Raw genomic sequence first — 15,511 nt, 5'->3', positions numbered from 1 at the left:
GTCGGTGTCTCCCATGCACCCTTCGGCGCGACGCGGTCTCGCGATCGCCAGCACCATCGCCCTGCTCATCGCCGCCGCCGGCTGTGGCGGCGACGACGGCCCCACCTCCGGCGGGAGGTCGGTGCCGGGTGTGACCGACACCGAGATCGTCGTCGGCACCCACATGCCGCTCACCGGGCCGGCCTCGGCCGGCTACTCCAAGATCGCACCAGCGACGAAGGCGTACTTCGACTACGTCAACGCCAACGGTGGCGTGCACGGCCGGAAGATCACCTACAAGGTGATGGACGACGGCTACAACCCGGCGAACACCCAGCAGGTGGTCCGCCAGCTCGTGTTGCAGGACAAGGTCTTCGCCATCCTCAACGGCCTCGGCACGCCGACGCACAGCGGCGTGCTCGACTTCCTCAAGAGCAACCGGGTGCCGGACCTCTTCGTCGCCTCCGGCAGCCGGAGCTGGGACCAGCCCGACACCTATCCCGGCACGTTCGGCTTCAACCCGGACTACACCGTCGAGGGCAAGATCCTCGCCAACTACGCGAAGTCGACCCTGGCCGGCCAGAAGGTCTGCTTCCTCGGTCAGGACGACGACTTCGGCCGGGACAGCCTGGCCGGCGTGGAGAAGGTCCTCGGCGCCGGGGCGGTAGCGGTCAAGCAGACGTACGTCACCAGCAACACCAACGTCGCGCCGCAGATCGGCGCGTTCAAGGCGGCCGGCTGTCAGGTCGTCGTGCTGGCGACCGTGCCCGGCTTCACCGCGCTGTCCATCGGTACCGCCGCGCGACTGGGCTTCAAGCCGCAGTGGCTGGTGTCCAACGTCGGGGCCGACCAGCCGACCCTGGCCAAGCAGCTCGGCGCCGCCGCGCCGCTTCTGGAGGGCATGGTCGGTACCAACTACCTGCCGATGCAGAACGACACCGCCAACCCGTGGATCCAGCTCTTCATGAAGATCAACAAGTCGCACAACGGGGACGCGCCGTTCGACGGCAACACCGTGTACGGCATGTCGGTCGGCTACCTGTTCGTGCAGGTGCTGCTGGCCGCCGGCAAGGACGTCACCCGTGAGAAGGTCGTCGACGCGGTCGAGAAGGGGGGCTTCCAGGGCCCCGGCCTCGCGCCGCTGCGCTTCGCCGCCGACGACCACTCCGGCTACGGCGGGCAGCGGTTGAGCCGGGTGAGCGGGGGAGTGCAGAGCTACTTCGGGCCGACGTACGAGACCGACGAGCGGGACGGTCCGGTGCGGGAGTACACCGCCGCGCCGGTCGCGCCGCCCGCCAACGGGGTGCCGACCGCCTCCTGAGCGTGCGCCACGTCGTCGTACGGCCCGACGGTCACCCCGTCCGGGCCGTACGACGACGCGTTGACCAAGACCTTCCGACTCTCATACTATTTGCACCGTGAATGCAATCCGGCCGGCCCGGATGACGCCGCCCACGCGTACCCGAACCGTTTCGATCACCGCCTGTCTAGACTCGTCGCAGAGCCGGACGACACCGTGTCGGTGAAGGGGCGGGGGCGAATGAACAGGGTCGAGACGCCGGCGCGGGTCGACGGACGGACGGCCCGCGCCGAGCGCACCCGGGCGGCCATCGTCGAGGCGCACCTGGCGCTCATCGCCGAGGGTGACCTGCGGCCCACCGGTGAACGCATCGCCGAACGGGCCGGCATCTCGCTGCGGACGCTCTGGACCAACTTCAAGGACATGGAAACCCTCTTCGAGGCCAGTGGCGCGGAGGTGCTGCGCCAGCAGGACGCCGCCTACCGGCCGATCTCGACCACGTTGCCACTGGCCAAGCGGGTCGACGCGTACTGCCGGCAGCGGGCGCGGCTGCTCCAGCTCATCGCGCCGTCGGCGCGGGCCGCGCAGATGCGCGAGCCGGTCTCCGAGCAGTTGCGCCGCAACCGCCGCAAGCACATCGACCGGGTACGTGACGAGGTCGAGCATCTCTTCGCGGCCGAGTTGGCGCGCGCCGGGCGCGAGCGCAGCCAGTTGCTCAACGCGGTGGTGGCGGCGAGCATGTGGCCGGCCTGGTCCATGCTGCGCTACGGCCTCGGGCTGGGCGTGGACGCCGCCCGCGCGGTGATGACCCGGACGGTGGGCGCGCTGTTGGCCGAGGTCGCGGCCGACTGATCCCAGCCTGTCCTCTTTCCATCCGCTTCTGGATGGGTGACACTGTGACGCATGGTTACTGCATCACAAGTGCAAATAACTGTGCTGCGCGGCCGGGACGACCAGTGCGCGGCTGTCCGTAGCCTGCTGGACGGCATCACCGACGGTGGCGGCGCGCTACTGCTGCACGGCGAGCCGGGTTCGGGCCGGACCGCGCTGATCTCCTACGCCCACCGGTACGCGAAGGACTGCGCCGTGCTGGCCGCGACCGGGCTGCCGGAAGAGGCGATGCTGCCGTACGCCGGCCTGCAACGCCTGCTCGACCCGGTGCGCGACCGCGCGACCGCCCTGCCCGAGGAGCGCCGTCGCCTGCTGTACCGGGTCATGGACGGGGAGGGCTGCCCGCCTGAGCGCCGGCTGGCCCTGTCGGTGGCCGTCCTCGGGCTGCTCGCAGCGACCGCCCGGGAACGTCCGCTGCTCGCCACCATGGACGACGTGGACCGGGGTGACCCGCAGACCACGCAGGTGCTCGCGGTCGTGGCCCGCCGGCTGCGGCAGCTGCCGGTCGTTGTCCTGCTCACCGGGGACGCCACCGCCACCGTCGGCGGTCTCGTGACCCACCGGCTGGCACCGCTGAACGAGCGGGACAGCATCGCTGTCCTCACCGACCGACTGTCCGAGCGGCCCGCCGCCCCGGTCGCCGCCGCGCTCGCCACCGTGGGCGGCGGCAACCCGCAGGCCCTCGTCGACCTCGCCGACGTGCTCACCCCGGCGCAGTGGCGCGGGGAGGAGCCGCTTCCCGTCGCACCGCCGGCCGACGGCGCGCTGGGGCGCTCCTACCGGGCCCGCCTCGACCGGCTGCCGCCGGACACCCGCCGGATGCTGCTGCTCGCCGCGCTCGACGAGTCGGACGACGCGGCCACCCTGGTCCGCGCGGCCGAAGCCACCGGCGCGACCCTCGATGCGCTCGCCCCGGCCGAGGCCGCCGGGCTTGTCCGGGTCGAGTCGGGCGGCGTCACCTTCGCGCAGCCCCTGGCCCGCGCCATGGTCGCCGCCGGCGCTCCGCTCACGCAGCGGCGGGCCGCGCACCGGCTGCTCGCGGGCGTCCTCGATCCGCTCGGCCAGCGGTTACGCCGGGCGATGCACCTCGCCGACGCGACCGCGGGCGCCGACCCGGTCCTCGCCGCCGAGTTGGAGCGGGCGGCGGCCGGTGGCCGCAACGGCTGGGCCGTGGCGTCGGCGGCGCTGTGCCGGGCCGCCGCGCTCAGCGACCGCCCGGGCGACGCCGCCGCCCGCCTGCTCGCCGCCGCCCGCTACGCCTGGGCCGGCGGGGAACCCGGCCAGGCCCGCCTCCTGCTCGACCGCCTCCGCGCGACCTGCGCGGACCCGGTCGTCGAGGGTCAGGCCGGGCTGTTGCGCGGCGAGATCGACCTGCGCTGCCAGGACGCCACTGGCGCGGCGGCCACCCTGCTGTCCGCCGCGCGGACGGTGGCCGCCGTCGACCGCGCCCGGGCCATCCAGGGGCTGGCACGCGCCGGTGAGGCCGTCTGCTTCGCTGGCGACCAGTACCGGTACGCGGAGGTCGGCCGGCACGCCGCCGCGCTCCGGGGCCGGGACGACCCGCCGGCCGTGGAGCTGGCCGGCTGCCTCGTCACCGGGGTGGCGGCCACCCTGCGGGGCGACCACGAACGGGCCGGCCCCGAGCTGCGGCGGGCCGTCGTGCTCGGTGGCCGCCTCACCGGGCCGGAACTGACCCCGACCGCGCTCGCCTGCGCGGCGGCGGCCGGGCTGGTGGTGGCCGTGGACGGCGCCGCGCACCGCCTCGCCGAGCGTGCCGTCGGGTTGGCGCGTGAGCGCGGCGAGCTGTCCATGCTGTCCCGCGCGTTGGAGTTGCGGGCGGTCGCCGAGTACTGGCTCGGCCGGCACGAGGCGGCGGCCGAGACGTCCCGCGAGGGACTGCGGGTGGCGCTGGCCACCGGACAGTCCAACTGCGCCGACGTCCACCTGGGGATGCTCGCCGTGCTGGCCGCCATCCGCGCCGACCGGGAGAGCAGCCTGCGGCGGATCCGGGAGATCGGTACGACGCCGGCACCGGGCAGCCGACCGCACGCCCTCGCCGGCTGGGCGCTGGCCGTGCTGGACCTCGTCGACGGTCGGCACGCCGAGGCGGCGGCCCGCCTCGCGTCCCTGGCCCGGCTCGGCACCGGTCGGGGTCAGGTGCTGGTCCAGGTGATGGCCACGCCGTACCTGGTGGAGGCCGCCGCGCACCTGCCGCACCGCCCGGCGGCGACCGCCGCCCTGGCGGCCTTCGACAGGTGGGCGAGCAGCACCGCGAGCCCGCTGCGTCGCGCGCTGTCGGCCCGGTGCCACGCGCTGCTGGCGCCCCGGGGCGGCGTCGAGGCGGAGCGGGAGTTCCAGACGGCGCTGCGGTTGCACCCGCTGGAGGCCGGCGCGTTCGAACGGGCCCGCACCGAGCTGCTCTTCGGCCAGGAGTTGCGGCGCAGCCGGCGACCACGGGACGCGCGGGCGCACCTGCACCGTGCCCGGGAGGCGTTCACCCTGCTCGGGACCGGTCGCTGGGCTGAGGTGGCCACGGCCGAGCTGCGTGCCGCCGGGGAGTCGGTCGGGCCGCCGGATCTGCCGGCGGCCCGGCTGCTGACCGGTCAGCAGCTCCGGATCGCCCGCCTGGTCGCCGAGGGCGCGACCAACCGGGAGATCGCCGCCCGGATGTTCCTGTCCACCCGGACGGTCGACCATCACCTGCGCAACGTCTTCCACCGGCTCGGCATCCGTTCCCGCACCGAGCTGGCCCGCGCGTTCGCCACCGAACAGCACGCCGGAGTGGCCGTGGACCGCTGAGCGGCGTTCCGCTCTGGACGGCGTTAACTATCACCGCTAGTTTGTGCGTCAGGCACCCTCCAGCACTAAGGACACCCGCATGCGCGTCTTCACCTCCGTCGACGAGCTGACCGCCGCGGTCGGCGAGACCCTCGGCCCCGGCCCCTGGCAGCCGATCGAGCAGGATCGCGTGAACCTGTTCGCCGACGCGACCGACGACCACCAGTGGATCCACGTCGACCCGGAACGCGCGGCGGCCGGACCCTTCGGCGCCCCCATCGCGCATGGCTTCCTGACCCTGTCGCTGGTGCCGGCGCTGGCCGCCCAGCTCTACCGCGTCGAGGGCGTCGCCATGGGGGTCAACTACGGACTGAACCGGGTGCGCTTCCCCGCGCCGCTGCGGGTCGGCGCCGCCGTACGGGCCAGCGCGGTCATCGCCGAGGTGTCGCCGGTCAGCGGTGGGGTGCAGCTGGTCACGGCGGTGACGGTGCACAGCGACGGCGGCGACAAGCCGGTCTGCGTCGCCGAGACGGTGAGCCGCCTCTACCGCGCGGCGAGCCGCTGAGGTCGGCCGATGGTCGTCGGTCGCGGCGAACAGCGCGACCGGCCGTGACCCTCGGTCACCTCGGTGAGGGGGGATGCGTTCGTGAGCGTGATGCCGCAGAGTCATCTTGATGCCTCTGCGGCATCACGCCCACCAGCACATCGACCCGGCGTCCCGCCACCACGGATGGTCAGCGCCCCGGTCTGGCTGATCTTGGCTGAATCGATGTCGTGCGAAGCTGTCGTATCCGGGCCGCGTTGTTCGTAGCCAAGGTGAGCGGTCGCCCACGAGGGGCGGTCACAACCACAGGAGATGCCGAACGATGCCGCACCCGCTGTCCAAGATCCACCGCATGTTCGAGTTCGTCGAGCCGATCGCCACCGTCACCTTCTCCGAGGTGCCGAACGAAGCGTTCCTGGCCGTGGGTATGCGCAATTACTGGGACGGGTACTTCGCGGGCCGGGCCGCGCCGCTGGGGATGGCACCGGCCGAGGTGGTGCACGCGGTCTTCTACAACTTCGCCGACGGTGAGGTGTCGCGCCACATCCCGTGGGTCTGGGGGAAGATCACCCCGCAGGAGGCGATCGCGGTGCGCGAGCGGGGCAGCGCCGCAGCGCTGCGGCAGCTGATCGGGCAGCTCGCCGACTCCCCCGGTCTGGTGCGGGTCGCCGACCTGGCCACCCGGGCAGCGGTCAGCGCGCCGACCGAGGGCCGCGCGCTGTACGCCGGGCTGCGGGCGCTCGACGTGCCCGAGAAACCGGTGGCCAGGCTTTGGCACGCGGCGACGCTGTTGCGGGAGCACCGCGGGGACGGTCACAACGCCGCCCTCCTCGCTCACGGCATCGGCGGCACCGAGGCCCACGTCCTGCTCGCTCTCTCCCTCGGCATGAGGGCGGAGGAGTTCGGCCGGATCCACCACCTGCCGAAGGCGCAGCTGGCTGGTGTCATCGACGGGTTGCGCCGCCGCGGCCTCGTGGACGCCGCCGGCGGGTTCACCGACGCCGGCCGGGAGACCAAGGAGCGGATCGAGGCCCGCACCGACGAGCTGGCGGCGCCGGCGTACGACGTGCTCACCGCCGACGAGCTCGACGAGCTGATCGCCGCCCTCGAGCCGATCGCGTCGACCTGCTTGCCGACTAGCGGGTACTCCTCGGGCAACGGGCAATGACCCCCCGCGCCGCGGTGAGTACGGCCGCGTCCGCAGGATCGACCAGGTCGGGCGCACCGAGAGCCATGGCCGCATCCAGCAACGCGGAGGCCGCCGTCGTCCACGGGTCCAGAAGCACCTCTTCGTCCTCTTCGTCCTCGGCATCGATCGTGAACGCCGCTGAGCCGGCACGCTGCCGGGCGCTGTCGACCACGCGCGTCCACAAGACGGTGAAGCCGCACCTGATCGGCGAACTGACCGGACCGGCTCCGGGCGTCGCCAGTACATTGCTGTGATCGCTGCTGCGGTACTGCGCGCCATTGGGCTGCTCGCTCAACCAGCGTTGCCACGCGCGGCTGTACGCCTGATCGGCGCTCGGATGCCGTGCCGCTGTCAGCTCGTACGCGACGGGCTCGGTGAGCAGGCGGGCGCACTCCAGAACCTCGGCTACCGCGTCGCCGTTCGGGCCGAACAGGATCCCGGGACGCAGTTCGGCCACGACGTCTACGGCGAACACGCGGGTGTAGCTCGCATCGGCCTTCACTCCCGCGGCAGCCCGCGCCAGGGCTATTCGTTCCTCGTCGCTGCTGGGCGGAACGCTTCTGACGCGAAAAAGCCGACCCGGCCATCGCGGCACGATAACGGCGTCAAGATGGTGAGCGAGCACGATCCATGGCGGATCCCAGGAGGGCGTCTTGACCCGTTCGCCAGCCCTCGCACCTGTCAGAGGGCCGGGCCGGTCGTCGCTGACGTACACGAAACCCTCGACCACGCACGGCAGGATAGCGCGCACGTCGCACAGGGCGGGTTCCCGTCGGGTGGGCGGCCGCGTGAGGCCGCGAGTACCAGCGAACGCAACGTCCGATCGCCGCCAGACCGCCGGGCTTTTATCGACCAGGCTTTGCGCCATGAACAACGCACTTGACGGCAAGACAGCTCTGGTTACCGGCGGCAGTCGTGGCATCGGCGCTGCCGTGGCATTGCGCCTGGCCCAAGAAGGTGCCGATGTGGCGCTGACGTTTCAGCGGAACCAGCAGCGCGCCGACGACGTGGTGGACCAGATCAAGGCCTTGGGGCGGCGGGCGATCGCGATGCAGGCCGACAGTGCCAAACCGGCGGCGGTCGTCGACGTGGTCGACCGGGTCGCCGGTGAGCTGGGTCGGTTGGACATCCTGGTCAACAACGCTGGCGCGTTCCTACTCGGACCGCTCGAGCAACTGAGCCTCGAAGAGTTCGAACAGACCGTCGCGGTCAACATCAGGGCACCGTTCGTCGCCTCGCAAGCCGCAGTACAGCACATGGCGGCCGGTGGCCGGATCATCAACATCGGCAGCAACATGGCCGAGCGGGCAGTTTTCCCGGGCTTCTCGCTGTATGCGATGAGCAAGACCGCGCTGATCGGCCTGACCAAGGCCCTCGGACGCGAGCTCGGCGGCAGGGCGATCACCGTGAACCTCGTAAATCCAGGGGCCACGGACACCGAACTGAACCCGGCCGACGGCCCCAACGCTGATGCGATCAACGGGTTCACCGCCCTCGGCCACTACGCCGCGCCAGCGGACGTGGCCGCTGCGGTGGCGTTCCTCGCCAGCCCGGACGGGCGTTACATCACCGGGGCGACGGTCAACGTCGACGGCGGCTTCACCATCTGACCACCGATTCACCCCTTCTGCTCGCCCTCACCCTCACGCACAGCTGCGGCCCGACCCTTCCCGGGACGGGCCGCAGCTGTTCCCAGCCGCTCAAGTCGCAAGCCGGAGCATCCTCAACTCGGCAGGTGTGCGAGCTTGCCATGAAGGTCACCGCAGAAGGGGTCAGGCTCAGCGCGTCTCGCTGAGCCTCGCGCAGGCCAGCACGGTCAGGGCGGCTCCAAGCAGCAGCGCCGCGACGGCGACGGCGGTCTCCACATCGGGTCCGGTCTCGACGGCCACGGACACACTGACGCCCGTCTGGTAGAAGGCGTCGCTGCCGCGCGGCTCCGGCCGGCTCCGCCAGGCATCGTCCACCGCGAGCCAGGCCGCCGTGGCCAGCAGCGTGGCACCCACCGCGGCGATCGGGGCGGTGCCATGACGCCGGACCGAGCGGCTTACGACCCAGGCATACCCCCCGAGCACGAGCAACACCGCCACGGCCACATTGGTGAACGAGCCGAGCACGGCGGTCAGCCCCGCCGGGAGAAGGGCGACGAATACCAGGGTGACCAGCGTGAGTACGCACACGGCCGGCGCGGCCCGGCCGAGCCGGCTCAGCCTCTCCCGCGGCAATTGCCCGATAGCGACGCCGAGGCAGGCGCAGGCCAGGATCAGGCAGCCTGCCACGGTGAGCTGTCGCAGGAACTGCGTCCGCTGCCGTGCCGGGTCGGTCACCAGCGCGATCAGCTCGCTCGCGCTCGGTGGGGCGTCGCCGAGTGACGAGGCCGCCCATCCCCACATCTCCACGACACCCGCGAGGGCGAGGAGGAGCAGTCCACCCTGCAGCAGCAGACGTGTCGAGCGGGGCACGGCGGGACCGGTCACCGAAGGGTGGACGGCGAGAACGCCCAGCACGACGACGCCGCCGGCCCCGGTCGCCCAGGGGGACCCGAACAACGCGCCCACGACGGCGACCAGGGCGGCCCCGAGGAGCAGCAGAAGCTGCTTCGCTGATGGCATCCGCACAGGTTATACAGGTGGATCCCAGGGTTGACGCTCGCGGACGCGACCGACTCGAGCTTCCAGAATGCCGGCCCTGGCGGTCGCTGGTCGAACAGGCTGACATCGGCAGGTCCGGTCGTCTCCCGCGCGCTGTGAGCGGCAGGTCCGGTGATGAGCCGAGAGCTGCAGGGGCGGCGAGAAGAAACTCTCGCCGCCCCCGCGTTCGGTGTCCGGGGCGTGGGTCAGGCGATCGAGCAGGCGGTGCCGTTGAGCGTGAAGGCGGTCGGTTTGCCGGCGTTGCCGGTGTGGGTGGCCTGGAAGCCGATGTCGACCGAGGTGTTCGGGGCGATGGTGCCGTTGTAGGAGACGTTGCGGGCGGTGATCGCGCCGCTGGTCGGGGAGTAGCTGGCGTTCCAGCCGCCGGTGATGGTCTGTCCGCTCGGCAGCGTGAACCCTAGGGCCCAGCCGTTTATCGCGGTGCTGCTCGTGTTGGTGACCGAGACGGCTGCGGTGAGTCCGTTGTTCCAGGCGTTGACCGTGTACGTCACCCGGCAGCCCGCCGCGGGCGGCGGAGTCGTCGGGGGCGGCGTGGTCGGCGGCGGGGTGGTGGGCGGCGGGGTCGTCGGCGGGGGCGTGGTGGGCGGCGGCGTGGTGGTCGGTGGCGTGTCCCCGCCGATGCTGCCGGGCACCGCGCGCAGGGCGTCGTACCAGGCGACGGCCATCTTGCGGTAGCCGGTGGCGTTGGGGTGCACGCCGTCGGCCAAGTCGCTGAGCGTCAGCGCGCGGTACATGTCGACCAGGTGGACGCGCTTGCCGGCCGCGGCCCGGGTCTGCACGATCCCCGGGATCGCCGCGTTGTAGCCCCGTACCACGTTGTCCGCGCCGGACTTCGGGATGATCGTGGCCACGAACACGTCCGCGTTCGGTGCGGTGTTGGTGATCCGGTCGACCAGGGTGGCCAGCCGGCCCGGCGCTCCGGAGGTGTCGCCGTACATGTCGTTCGTGCCGATGTGCAGCAGCATGGTGCGCGGGTTGGTGGCGCGCAGCCAGTTCACGATGTTGGCGTCGATCTGCGCGATGGTCCATCCGGAGTGACCCTCGTGGTCGTGGTCACCGAGGCTGGACGGGCCGTTGAACATCGAGCCGACGAAGTCGATCCGGTAGCCGCCGGACGTGAACCGTTGCCAGAGTTCGATCCGGTAGCCGCCCGCGACGTTGAAGCCGTCGGTGATCGAGTCGCCGAGGGGCATGACGCGTACGCCGCCGTTGGATTCGGCGCTGGCGGGCGCGGTCGCCACCGGCACGGCGGCGGCCATGGCCGCGACGGCGGCCAGCGCCGCCCACCACAGCCGGGCCCGGCGGGGCCTCGGGCTCGTCGCGGGCCTGTCGGGTGTCGGGGGTACGGGTTTACCAAGGGTCACAGTGCTCATGGGGCTTCCTCGGGTGGTGGTTCGACGACCAGGAACCCGGACGTCGGGATGTGCCCTTCACCCCGCCCGGACGCACCATAGCTTGTTATCGCTAACACCGGCAATGCATCGATCGCCGACCATGGCCGGGCTCAGCCCGCGAGTGTCGCGGCGAGCCAGCGCAGTTGCCGCCGGACGTGCAGGGCCTCGCCGCTCTCGTGACCGTTGAACGGGTACACGTGCATCTCCCGTCGGGGCGCGTCGGGCCGGCCGGACGCGGCGCCGTACTGGTTGTAGGCGGCGAAGCCGGTGCTCGGCGGGCAGACGGTGTCGCGCAGGCCGATGCCGAAGTGCGCCGGCGCGGTGGCCCGCCGGGCGAAGGTCACCCCGTCGACGTAGGACAGCGTGCGCCGGACCGCGTCCTCGGCCTCCCGGTGCACCGCCAGGTACCGGGCGATCTCACCGTACGGCGAGGCGTCGCTGAGCGCGATGGCGTGCTGCACGTCGCAGAGGAACGGCGCGGTGACCAGCACCGCCGCGAGGTCGTCGACCAGGCCGGCGACGGCCAGGGCCACGCCCCCGCCCTGGCTGTTGCCGAGCACCGTGACCCGGTTCGCGTCGACGCCGGGCAGGGCGCGGACCGCCTCGACGGCCCGGACGGCGTCCGTGATCAGCCGGCGGTAGTGGTAGTCGTACGGGTCGAGGATGCCCCAGGTCGCCGGCCAGGGACCGCCGGGCGCTCCGTGCGGGTCGGCGGTGTCGCCGGCCGCGTACAGGCCGGACTGGCCCCGGTTGTCCATCAACAGGTGCGCGTACCCGGCCGCCGGCCAGACCAGCCGCTCGTGCGGGAGGCCCCGGCCGCGTCCGTACCCGGCGAACTCCACCACGGCGGGCAGCGGTTCGGGTACGCCCGCCGGGCGGGTGAACCAGGCCCGCACCTCGTCGCCGTCGAAGCCCGCGAACGTGACGTCCCAGGTGTCGAGCACGCGCAGGCCGGTCGGCTCGGGACGGACGTCGACGAGCACCGGCCGGGCGGCGGCCGAGGCGAGCGTGTCGCCCCAGAACCGGTCGAAGTCCTCCGGTTCGGTGACGGTGGGGGAGTATCGCTCGAGCTCGTCGAGGCGGACAGCGGCGTCGGACACGGTTCCTCGCAGGGGTCAGCGCGGCGGGGCGGGGGGCGCGGTGCTCTCCCGGACGACCAGTTCGGTCACCAGGTCGATCCGGCTGGTCGCCGGTACCGTGCCGGCGGACAGGTTGAGCAGCATCTGGGTGGCGATGCCGGCCATGTCGCGCAACGGCTGGTTGATCGTCGTCAGGGCCGGGTCCGTCCAGGTGGCGAGCGGCAGGTTGTCGTAGCCGATCACCGAAAGATCCTCGGGGACGCGCAGGCCGCACCGACGTGCGGCCCGGAGCACCCCCATCGCCTGGATGTCCGAACCGGCGAAGATCGCCGTGGGTCGGTCCGGTCGTTGCAGGAGCTGGAGTCCGTGGGTGTGCCCGGCCCCGGCGGAGAAGCTGCCGTAGCGGACCAGATCGGGGTCGAGGGTCAGGCCGGCCTCTTCGTGCGCGGACTGGAATCCGGCGGCCCGGGCCCGGCTGCACAGCATGTCGGGTGGGCCGGAGATGACGGCGATCCGCTGGTGCCCCAGCTCGATGAGGTGTCGGGCGGCGAGCAGGCCGCCGTTGAAGTTGTTCGAGCCGACGGTGGGCACGGAGGCCGAGGTCGCGCTGTCGGTGTCGATCACGACGAACGGTACGCCCTGACGCCGCAGGAGCTGCTGTTGTGCGTCGGTGAGGTGGCAGAGGACGAGCAGCACGCCCAGCGGACGCTGACCGAGCAGGGTGTCGAGCCAGCGCGCCGCCGGACGGTGCGCGCCGCCGAGCTGGGACACGGCGAGACTGACGCCGACGACGCTCGTCACCGCCTCGACGCCGCGCAGGACCTCCATCGCCCAACCGGTGTCGAACTCGTGGAAGACGAGGTCGATCCGGCGGGTGGCGGACGAGGAGCGCCGGTTGCGCCGCTGGTACTGGTGCCGGTCGAGGCTCTCCTCGACGCGCGCTCTGGTGCCGGGGGAGACGTCCTCACGTCCATTGAGGACTTTGGAGACCGTCGCGACCGACACGCCGACGTCATGGGCGATCGTCGCGATGGTGGTGGTGGAGCCGGGTGGGCCGAGCGGGTGGTGCTCTGTCATCGCAGCCTCGTGCAGCATCCGAAAGTTTCGGACGACACTAACACGATCAGTCGACGATTCCCGTCGATGCAGCTAGGCGGCCTGGTAGGCGTCCCACGACGCATCGAAACTCTTGACACACCCTGGCGGCGGACTTAGGTTGCCGAAAAGGTTGCTCTGGTTTCCGGAAAGTTTCGGATTGTGGAACCGCGCGCCACGAACCGGTCCCACGACGGGCGGTTCGTGGCCGAGCTAAGGGGTCTCGGCATGAGAAGTCAGCAGCCCGCCGACGCTGAACCGGCGTCCCGCGACGCCGCACCGTGGCGCGACACCGGGCGGTCGCCGGCCGAGCGGGCCGAGGCGCTGCTCGCGCTGATGTCCGTCGAGGAGAAGGTCGCCCAGCTCTTCGGGGTGTGGGTCGGTGCCGAGGCGTCCGGTGAGGGCGTCGCGCCGCACCAGTCCGACATGGTCGCCAACACCCCGTCGTGGGACACGATCATCCGGTACGGGCTGGGTCAGCTCACCCGCCCGTTCGGCACCGCGCCGGTCGACCCGGTGCTCGGCGCACGCTCGTTGGCCGCCTCGCAGGAGCAGATCGTGGCCGCCAGCCGGTTCGGCATCCCCGCGCAGGTGCACGAGGAGTGCCTGACCGGGTTCGCGGCCTTCAAGGCCACCGTCTACCCGACCCCGCTGGGCTGGGGCGCCTCGTTCGACCCCGAGCTGGTCGAGGAGATGGCCGGGCGGATCGGCGCGTCGATGCGCGCCGCGGGCGTGCACCAGGGCCTCGCGCCCGTCCTCGACGTCACCCGCGACTACCGCTGGGGGCGTACCGAGGAGACGATCGGGGAGGACCCGTACCTGGTGGGTACGACCGGCGCGGCGTACGTGCGGGGTCTGGAGAGCGCCGGCATCGTGGCGACCCTCAAGCACTTCGCCGGCTACTCCGCCTCCCGGGGCGGACGCAATCTCGCCCCGGTGTCCATGGGCCGCCGCGAGCTGGCCGACCACATCCTGCCGCCGTTCGAGATGGCCCTGCGACTCGGCGGGGCGCGGTCGGTGATGAACTCCTACGCCGAGATCGACGGCATGCCCGCCGCCGCCGACGAGCAGTTGCTGACCGGGCTGCTGCGCGACGAGTGGGGCTTCACCGGCGTCGTGGTCGCCGACTACTTCGCCGTACGGTTCCTCGAGACCCTGCACGGCGTCGCCGGGGACGCCGTGGACGCCGCCCGTCTCGCCCTGCGCGCCGGCATCGACGTGGAACTGCCCACCGTGGACGCCTTCGGCGACGCCCTCGTGCAGGCGGTGCACGCCGGTGCGGTTGACGTGGCGCTTGTCGACCGGGCGGCGCGCCGGGTGCTGATCCAGAAGATCGAACTCGGACTGCTCGACGAGGGCTGGCGGGCCCTGCCCGACGACGTCGCGGCGCTGCGCCTCGACGACGAGGCCGGCCGGGACGTCGCCGTACGCCTGGCCCGGGAGTCCGTCGTGCTGCTGCGCAACGCCGGCGTGCTGCCGCTGCCCGTCGCGAACCGGGTCGCCCTGGTGGGTCCGCTCGCCGATGATCCGATGGCCATGCTCGGCTGCTACACCTTCCCCAACCACGTCGGCGTGAACCACCCCGAGCACGGCCTGGGGGTGGAGATCCCCACGCTGCGCGACGAACTGGCCCGCCGTGTCCCGCTCCTGGTCCACGAGCCGGGCTGCGCCGTCACCGGCGACGACGCGTCCGGCATCCCGGCCGCGGTCGCCGCGGCGGCCAACGCGGACGTGTGCGTGCTCGCCGTCGGGGACCGGGCGGGGATGTTCGGCCGGGGCACCTCCGGCGAGGGCTGCGACGCCGCCGACCTGCGGCTGCCCGGCGTGCAGGCCGACCTGGTCCGGGCCGTCCTGGCCACCGGCACCCCGGTGGTGCTGGTGCTGCTGACCGGCCGCCCGTACGCGCTCGGCCCGGAGTTCGACCCGGCGGCGGCCGTGGTGCAGGCGTTCTTCCCCGGCCAACTCGGCGGGCAGGCGCTCGCGGAGGTGCTCACCGGCGCGGTGAACCCGTCCGGACGGCTGCCGGTCAGCGTGCCCCGCGACGCCGGCGGGCTGCCGGGCACCTACCTGTCACCGCCACTCGGGCGACGCAACAAGGTGTCCTCGATCGACCCGACCCCGGCGTACCCGTTCGGCCACGGCCTGAGCTACACCACCTTCGAGTGGTCCGGCGCGACAGTCGTGGGCGCGGCCGGGGACGAGGCGTCCCACTGGCCGGTCGACGGTGCCGTCCAGGTGCGGATCACCGTCCAGAACACCGGTGACCGGGCCGGCACGGAGGTGGTGCAGCTCTACCTGCACGACCCGGTGGCGCAGACCACCCGGCCGGTGCACCGGCTGGTCGGCTTCGCCCGGGTGCCGCTGGAGCCCGGAGCGCGGGCGCACGTCACCTTCGGCGTACCGGCCGACGTCACGTCGTTTCCCGGTCGGTCCGGCCGGCGGGTGGTCGAGCCCGGCGCGGTCGAGCTGCGGTTCGGGCGCTCGAGCGCAGGAATCGTGGACGCCGTGGCGCTGTGGCTCACCGGGGCCGAGCGCGAGGTCGGGCACCAGCGGGACCTACTCACGTCGGTGCGGATCGAGCCGCTGGTGGCCGTTCCGCACTCCGCATAGGAGG

The 15,511-nt window shown here is 72.4% G+C and carries 12 protein-coding genes; 7 read left to right on the top strand and 5 right to left on the bottom strand.

Annotated features, from left to right (window positions below; translation table 11 throughout):
• Window positions 1–13 precede the first annotated feature (13 nt).
• The 5 genes from ACN263_RS16585 (at window position 14) to ACN263_RS16565 (ending at window position 6,660) form a co-directional block, all read left to right on the top strand.
• Window positions 14–1,300 carry an ABC transporter substrate-binding protein gene (locus tag ACN263_RS16585; protein ID WP_422735212.1) on the top strand — a complete coding sequence of 429 codons (1,287 nt, stop codon included), beginning with the start codon at window positions 14–16 and terminating at the stop codon, window positions 1,298–1,300.
• A 219-nt stretch (window positions 1,301–1,519) separates the two neighbouring features.
• Window positions 1,520–2,131, top strand: coding sequence for a TetR/AcrR family transcriptional regulator (locus tag ACN263_RS16580; RefSeq protein ID WP_422735211.1), 612 nt, complete (start codon window positions 1,520–1,522; stop codon window positions 2,129–2,131).
• A 51-nt stretch (window positions 2,132–2,182) separates the two neighbouring features.
• A complete protein-coding gene (locus ACN263_RS16575) occupies window positions 2,183–4,969 on the top strand; it encodes an AAA family ATPase (protein ID WP_422735210.1) in 2,787 nt (928 codons plus the stop codon).
• A 79-nt stretch (window positions 4,970–5,048) separates the two neighbouring features.
• A complete protein-coding gene (locus ACN263_RS16570; RefSeq protein ID WP_422735208.1) occupies window positions 5,049–5,513 on the top strand; it encodes a MaoC family dehydratase in 465 nt (154 codons plus the stop codon).
• A gap of 301 nt (window positions 5,514–5,814) precedes the next feature.
• Window positions 5,815–6,660 (top strand): MarR family winged helix-turn-helix transcriptional regulator, encoded by an 846-nt coding sequence (locus tag ACN263_RS16565; protein WP_422735207.1) that lies wholly within the window; start codon window positions 5,815–5,817, stop codon window positions 6,658–6,660.
• Here the strand turns inward: ACN263_RS16565 and ACN263_RS16560 are convergent.
• Complete coding sequence (locus ACN263_RS16560; protein WP_422735205.1) at window positions 6,629–7,411, bottom strand: hypothetical protein; 783 nt, start codon at window positions 7,409–7,411, stop codon at window positions 6,629–6,631. The genes ACN263_RS16565 and ACN263_RS16560 overlap by 32 nt on opposite strands.
• Before the next feature lie 136 nt (window positions 7,412–7,547).
• Here ACN263_RS16560 and ACN263_RS16555 point away from each other — a divergent pair, with 136 nt between their 5' ends.
• Window positions 7,548–8,291, top strand: coding sequence for an SDR family NAD(P)-dependent oxidoreductase (locus tag ACN263_RS16555; protein ID WP_422735204.1), 744 nt, complete (start codon window positions 7,548–7,550; stop codon window positions 8,289–8,291).
• A gap of 168 nt (window positions 8,292–8,459) precedes the next feature.
• On the opposite strand, the gene ACN263_RS16550 is transcribed toward ACN263_RS16555, so the two are convergent.
• From ACN263_RS16550 to ACN263_RS16535, 4 genes are all read right to left on the bottom strand, one after another.
• Window positions 8,460–9,290 (bottom strand): hypothetical protein, encoded by an 831-nt coding sequence (locus tag ACN263_RS16550; protein ID WP_422735203.1) that lies wholly within the window; start codon window positions 9,288–9,290, stop codon window positions 8,460–8,462.
• A 224-nt stretch (window positions 9,291–9,514) separates the two neighbouring features.
• Window positions 9,515–10,702, bottom strand: coding sequence for a cellulose binding domain-containing protein (locus tag ACN263_RS16545; protein WP_422735201.1), 1,188 nt, complete (start codon window positions 10,700–10,702; stop codon window positions 9,515–9,517).
• A 131-nt stretch (window positions 10,703–10,833) separates the two neighbouring features.
• On the bottom strand, window positions 10,834–11,823 hold the full coding sequence (locus tag ACN263_RS16540; protein ID WP_422735200.1) for an acetylxylan esterase: 990 nt from the start codon (window positions 11,821–11,823) through the stop codon (window positions 10,834–10,836).
• Window positions 11,824–11,838: 15 nt separating this feature from the next.
• Window positions 11,839–12,879, bottom strand: a complete 1,041-nt coding sequence (locus ACN263_RS16535) for a LacI family DNA-binding transcriptional regulator (protein WP_422735199.1) — start codon at window positions 12,877–12,879, stop codon at window positions 11,839–11,841.
• 246 nt (window positions 12,880–13,125) lie between these two features.
• Here ACN263_RS16535 and ACN263_RS16530 point away from each other — a divergent pair, with 246 nt between their 5' ends.
• Window positions 13,126–15,507: a glycoside hydrolase family 3 N-terminal domain-containing protein gene (locus ACN263_RS16530; protein WP_422735198.1), complete on the top strand. Its 2,382-nt coding sequence runs from the start codon at window positions 13,126–13,128 to the stop codon at window positions 15,505–15,507.
• Window positions 15,508–15,511: the final 4 nt, after the last annotated feature.

The sequence above is a fragment of the Micromonospora sp. WMMD729 genome (genome assembly GCF_049315225.1).
Lineage (GTDB): Bacteria > Actinomycetota > Actinomycetes > Mycobacteriales > Micromonosporaceae > Micromonospora.
This window is presented reverse-complemented; position numbering and strand designations above follow the sequence as displayed.

Coding starts and splice junctions, on each gene's coding strand:
- ACN263_RS16585 (WP_422735212.1), top strand. CDS start 14: ATGCACCCTTCGGCGCGACGCGGTCTCGCGATCGCCAGCACCATCGCC.
- ACN263_RS16580 (WP_422735211.1), top strand. CDS start 1,520: ATGAACAGGGTCGAGACGCCGGCGCGGGTCGACGGACGGACGGCCCGC.
- ACN263_RS16575 (WP_422735210.1), top strand. CDS start 2,183: ATGGTTACTGCATCACAAGTGCAAATAACTGTGCTGCGCGGCCGGGAC.
- ACN263_RS16570 (WP_422735208.1), top strand. CDS start 5,049: ATGCGCGTCTTCACCTCCGTCGACGAGCTGACCGCCGCGGTCGGCGAG.
- ACN263_RS16565 (WP_422735207.1), top strand. CDS start 5,815: ATGCCGCACCCGCTGTCCAAGATCCACCGCATGTTCGAGTTCGTCGAG.
- ACN263_RS16555 (WP_422735204.1), top strand. CDS start 7,548: ATGAACAACGCACTTGACGGCAAGACAGCTCTGGTTACCGGCGGCAGT.
- ACN263_RS16550 (WP_422735203.1), bottom strand. CDS start 9,290: ATGCCATCAGCGAAGCAGCTTCTGCTGCTCCTCGGGGCCGCCCTGGTC.
- ACN263_RS16545 (WP_422735201.1), bottom strand. CDS start 10,702: ATGAGCACTGTGACCCTTGGTAAACCCGTACCCCCGACACCCGACAGG.
- ACN263_RS16535 (WP_422735199.1), bottom strand. CDS start 12,879: ATGACAGAGCACCACCCGCTCGGCCCACCCGGCTCCACCACCACCATC.
- ACN263_RS16530 (WP_422735198.1), top strand. CDS start 13,126: ATGAGAAGTCAGCAGCCCGCCGACGCTGAACCGGCGTCCCGCGACGCC.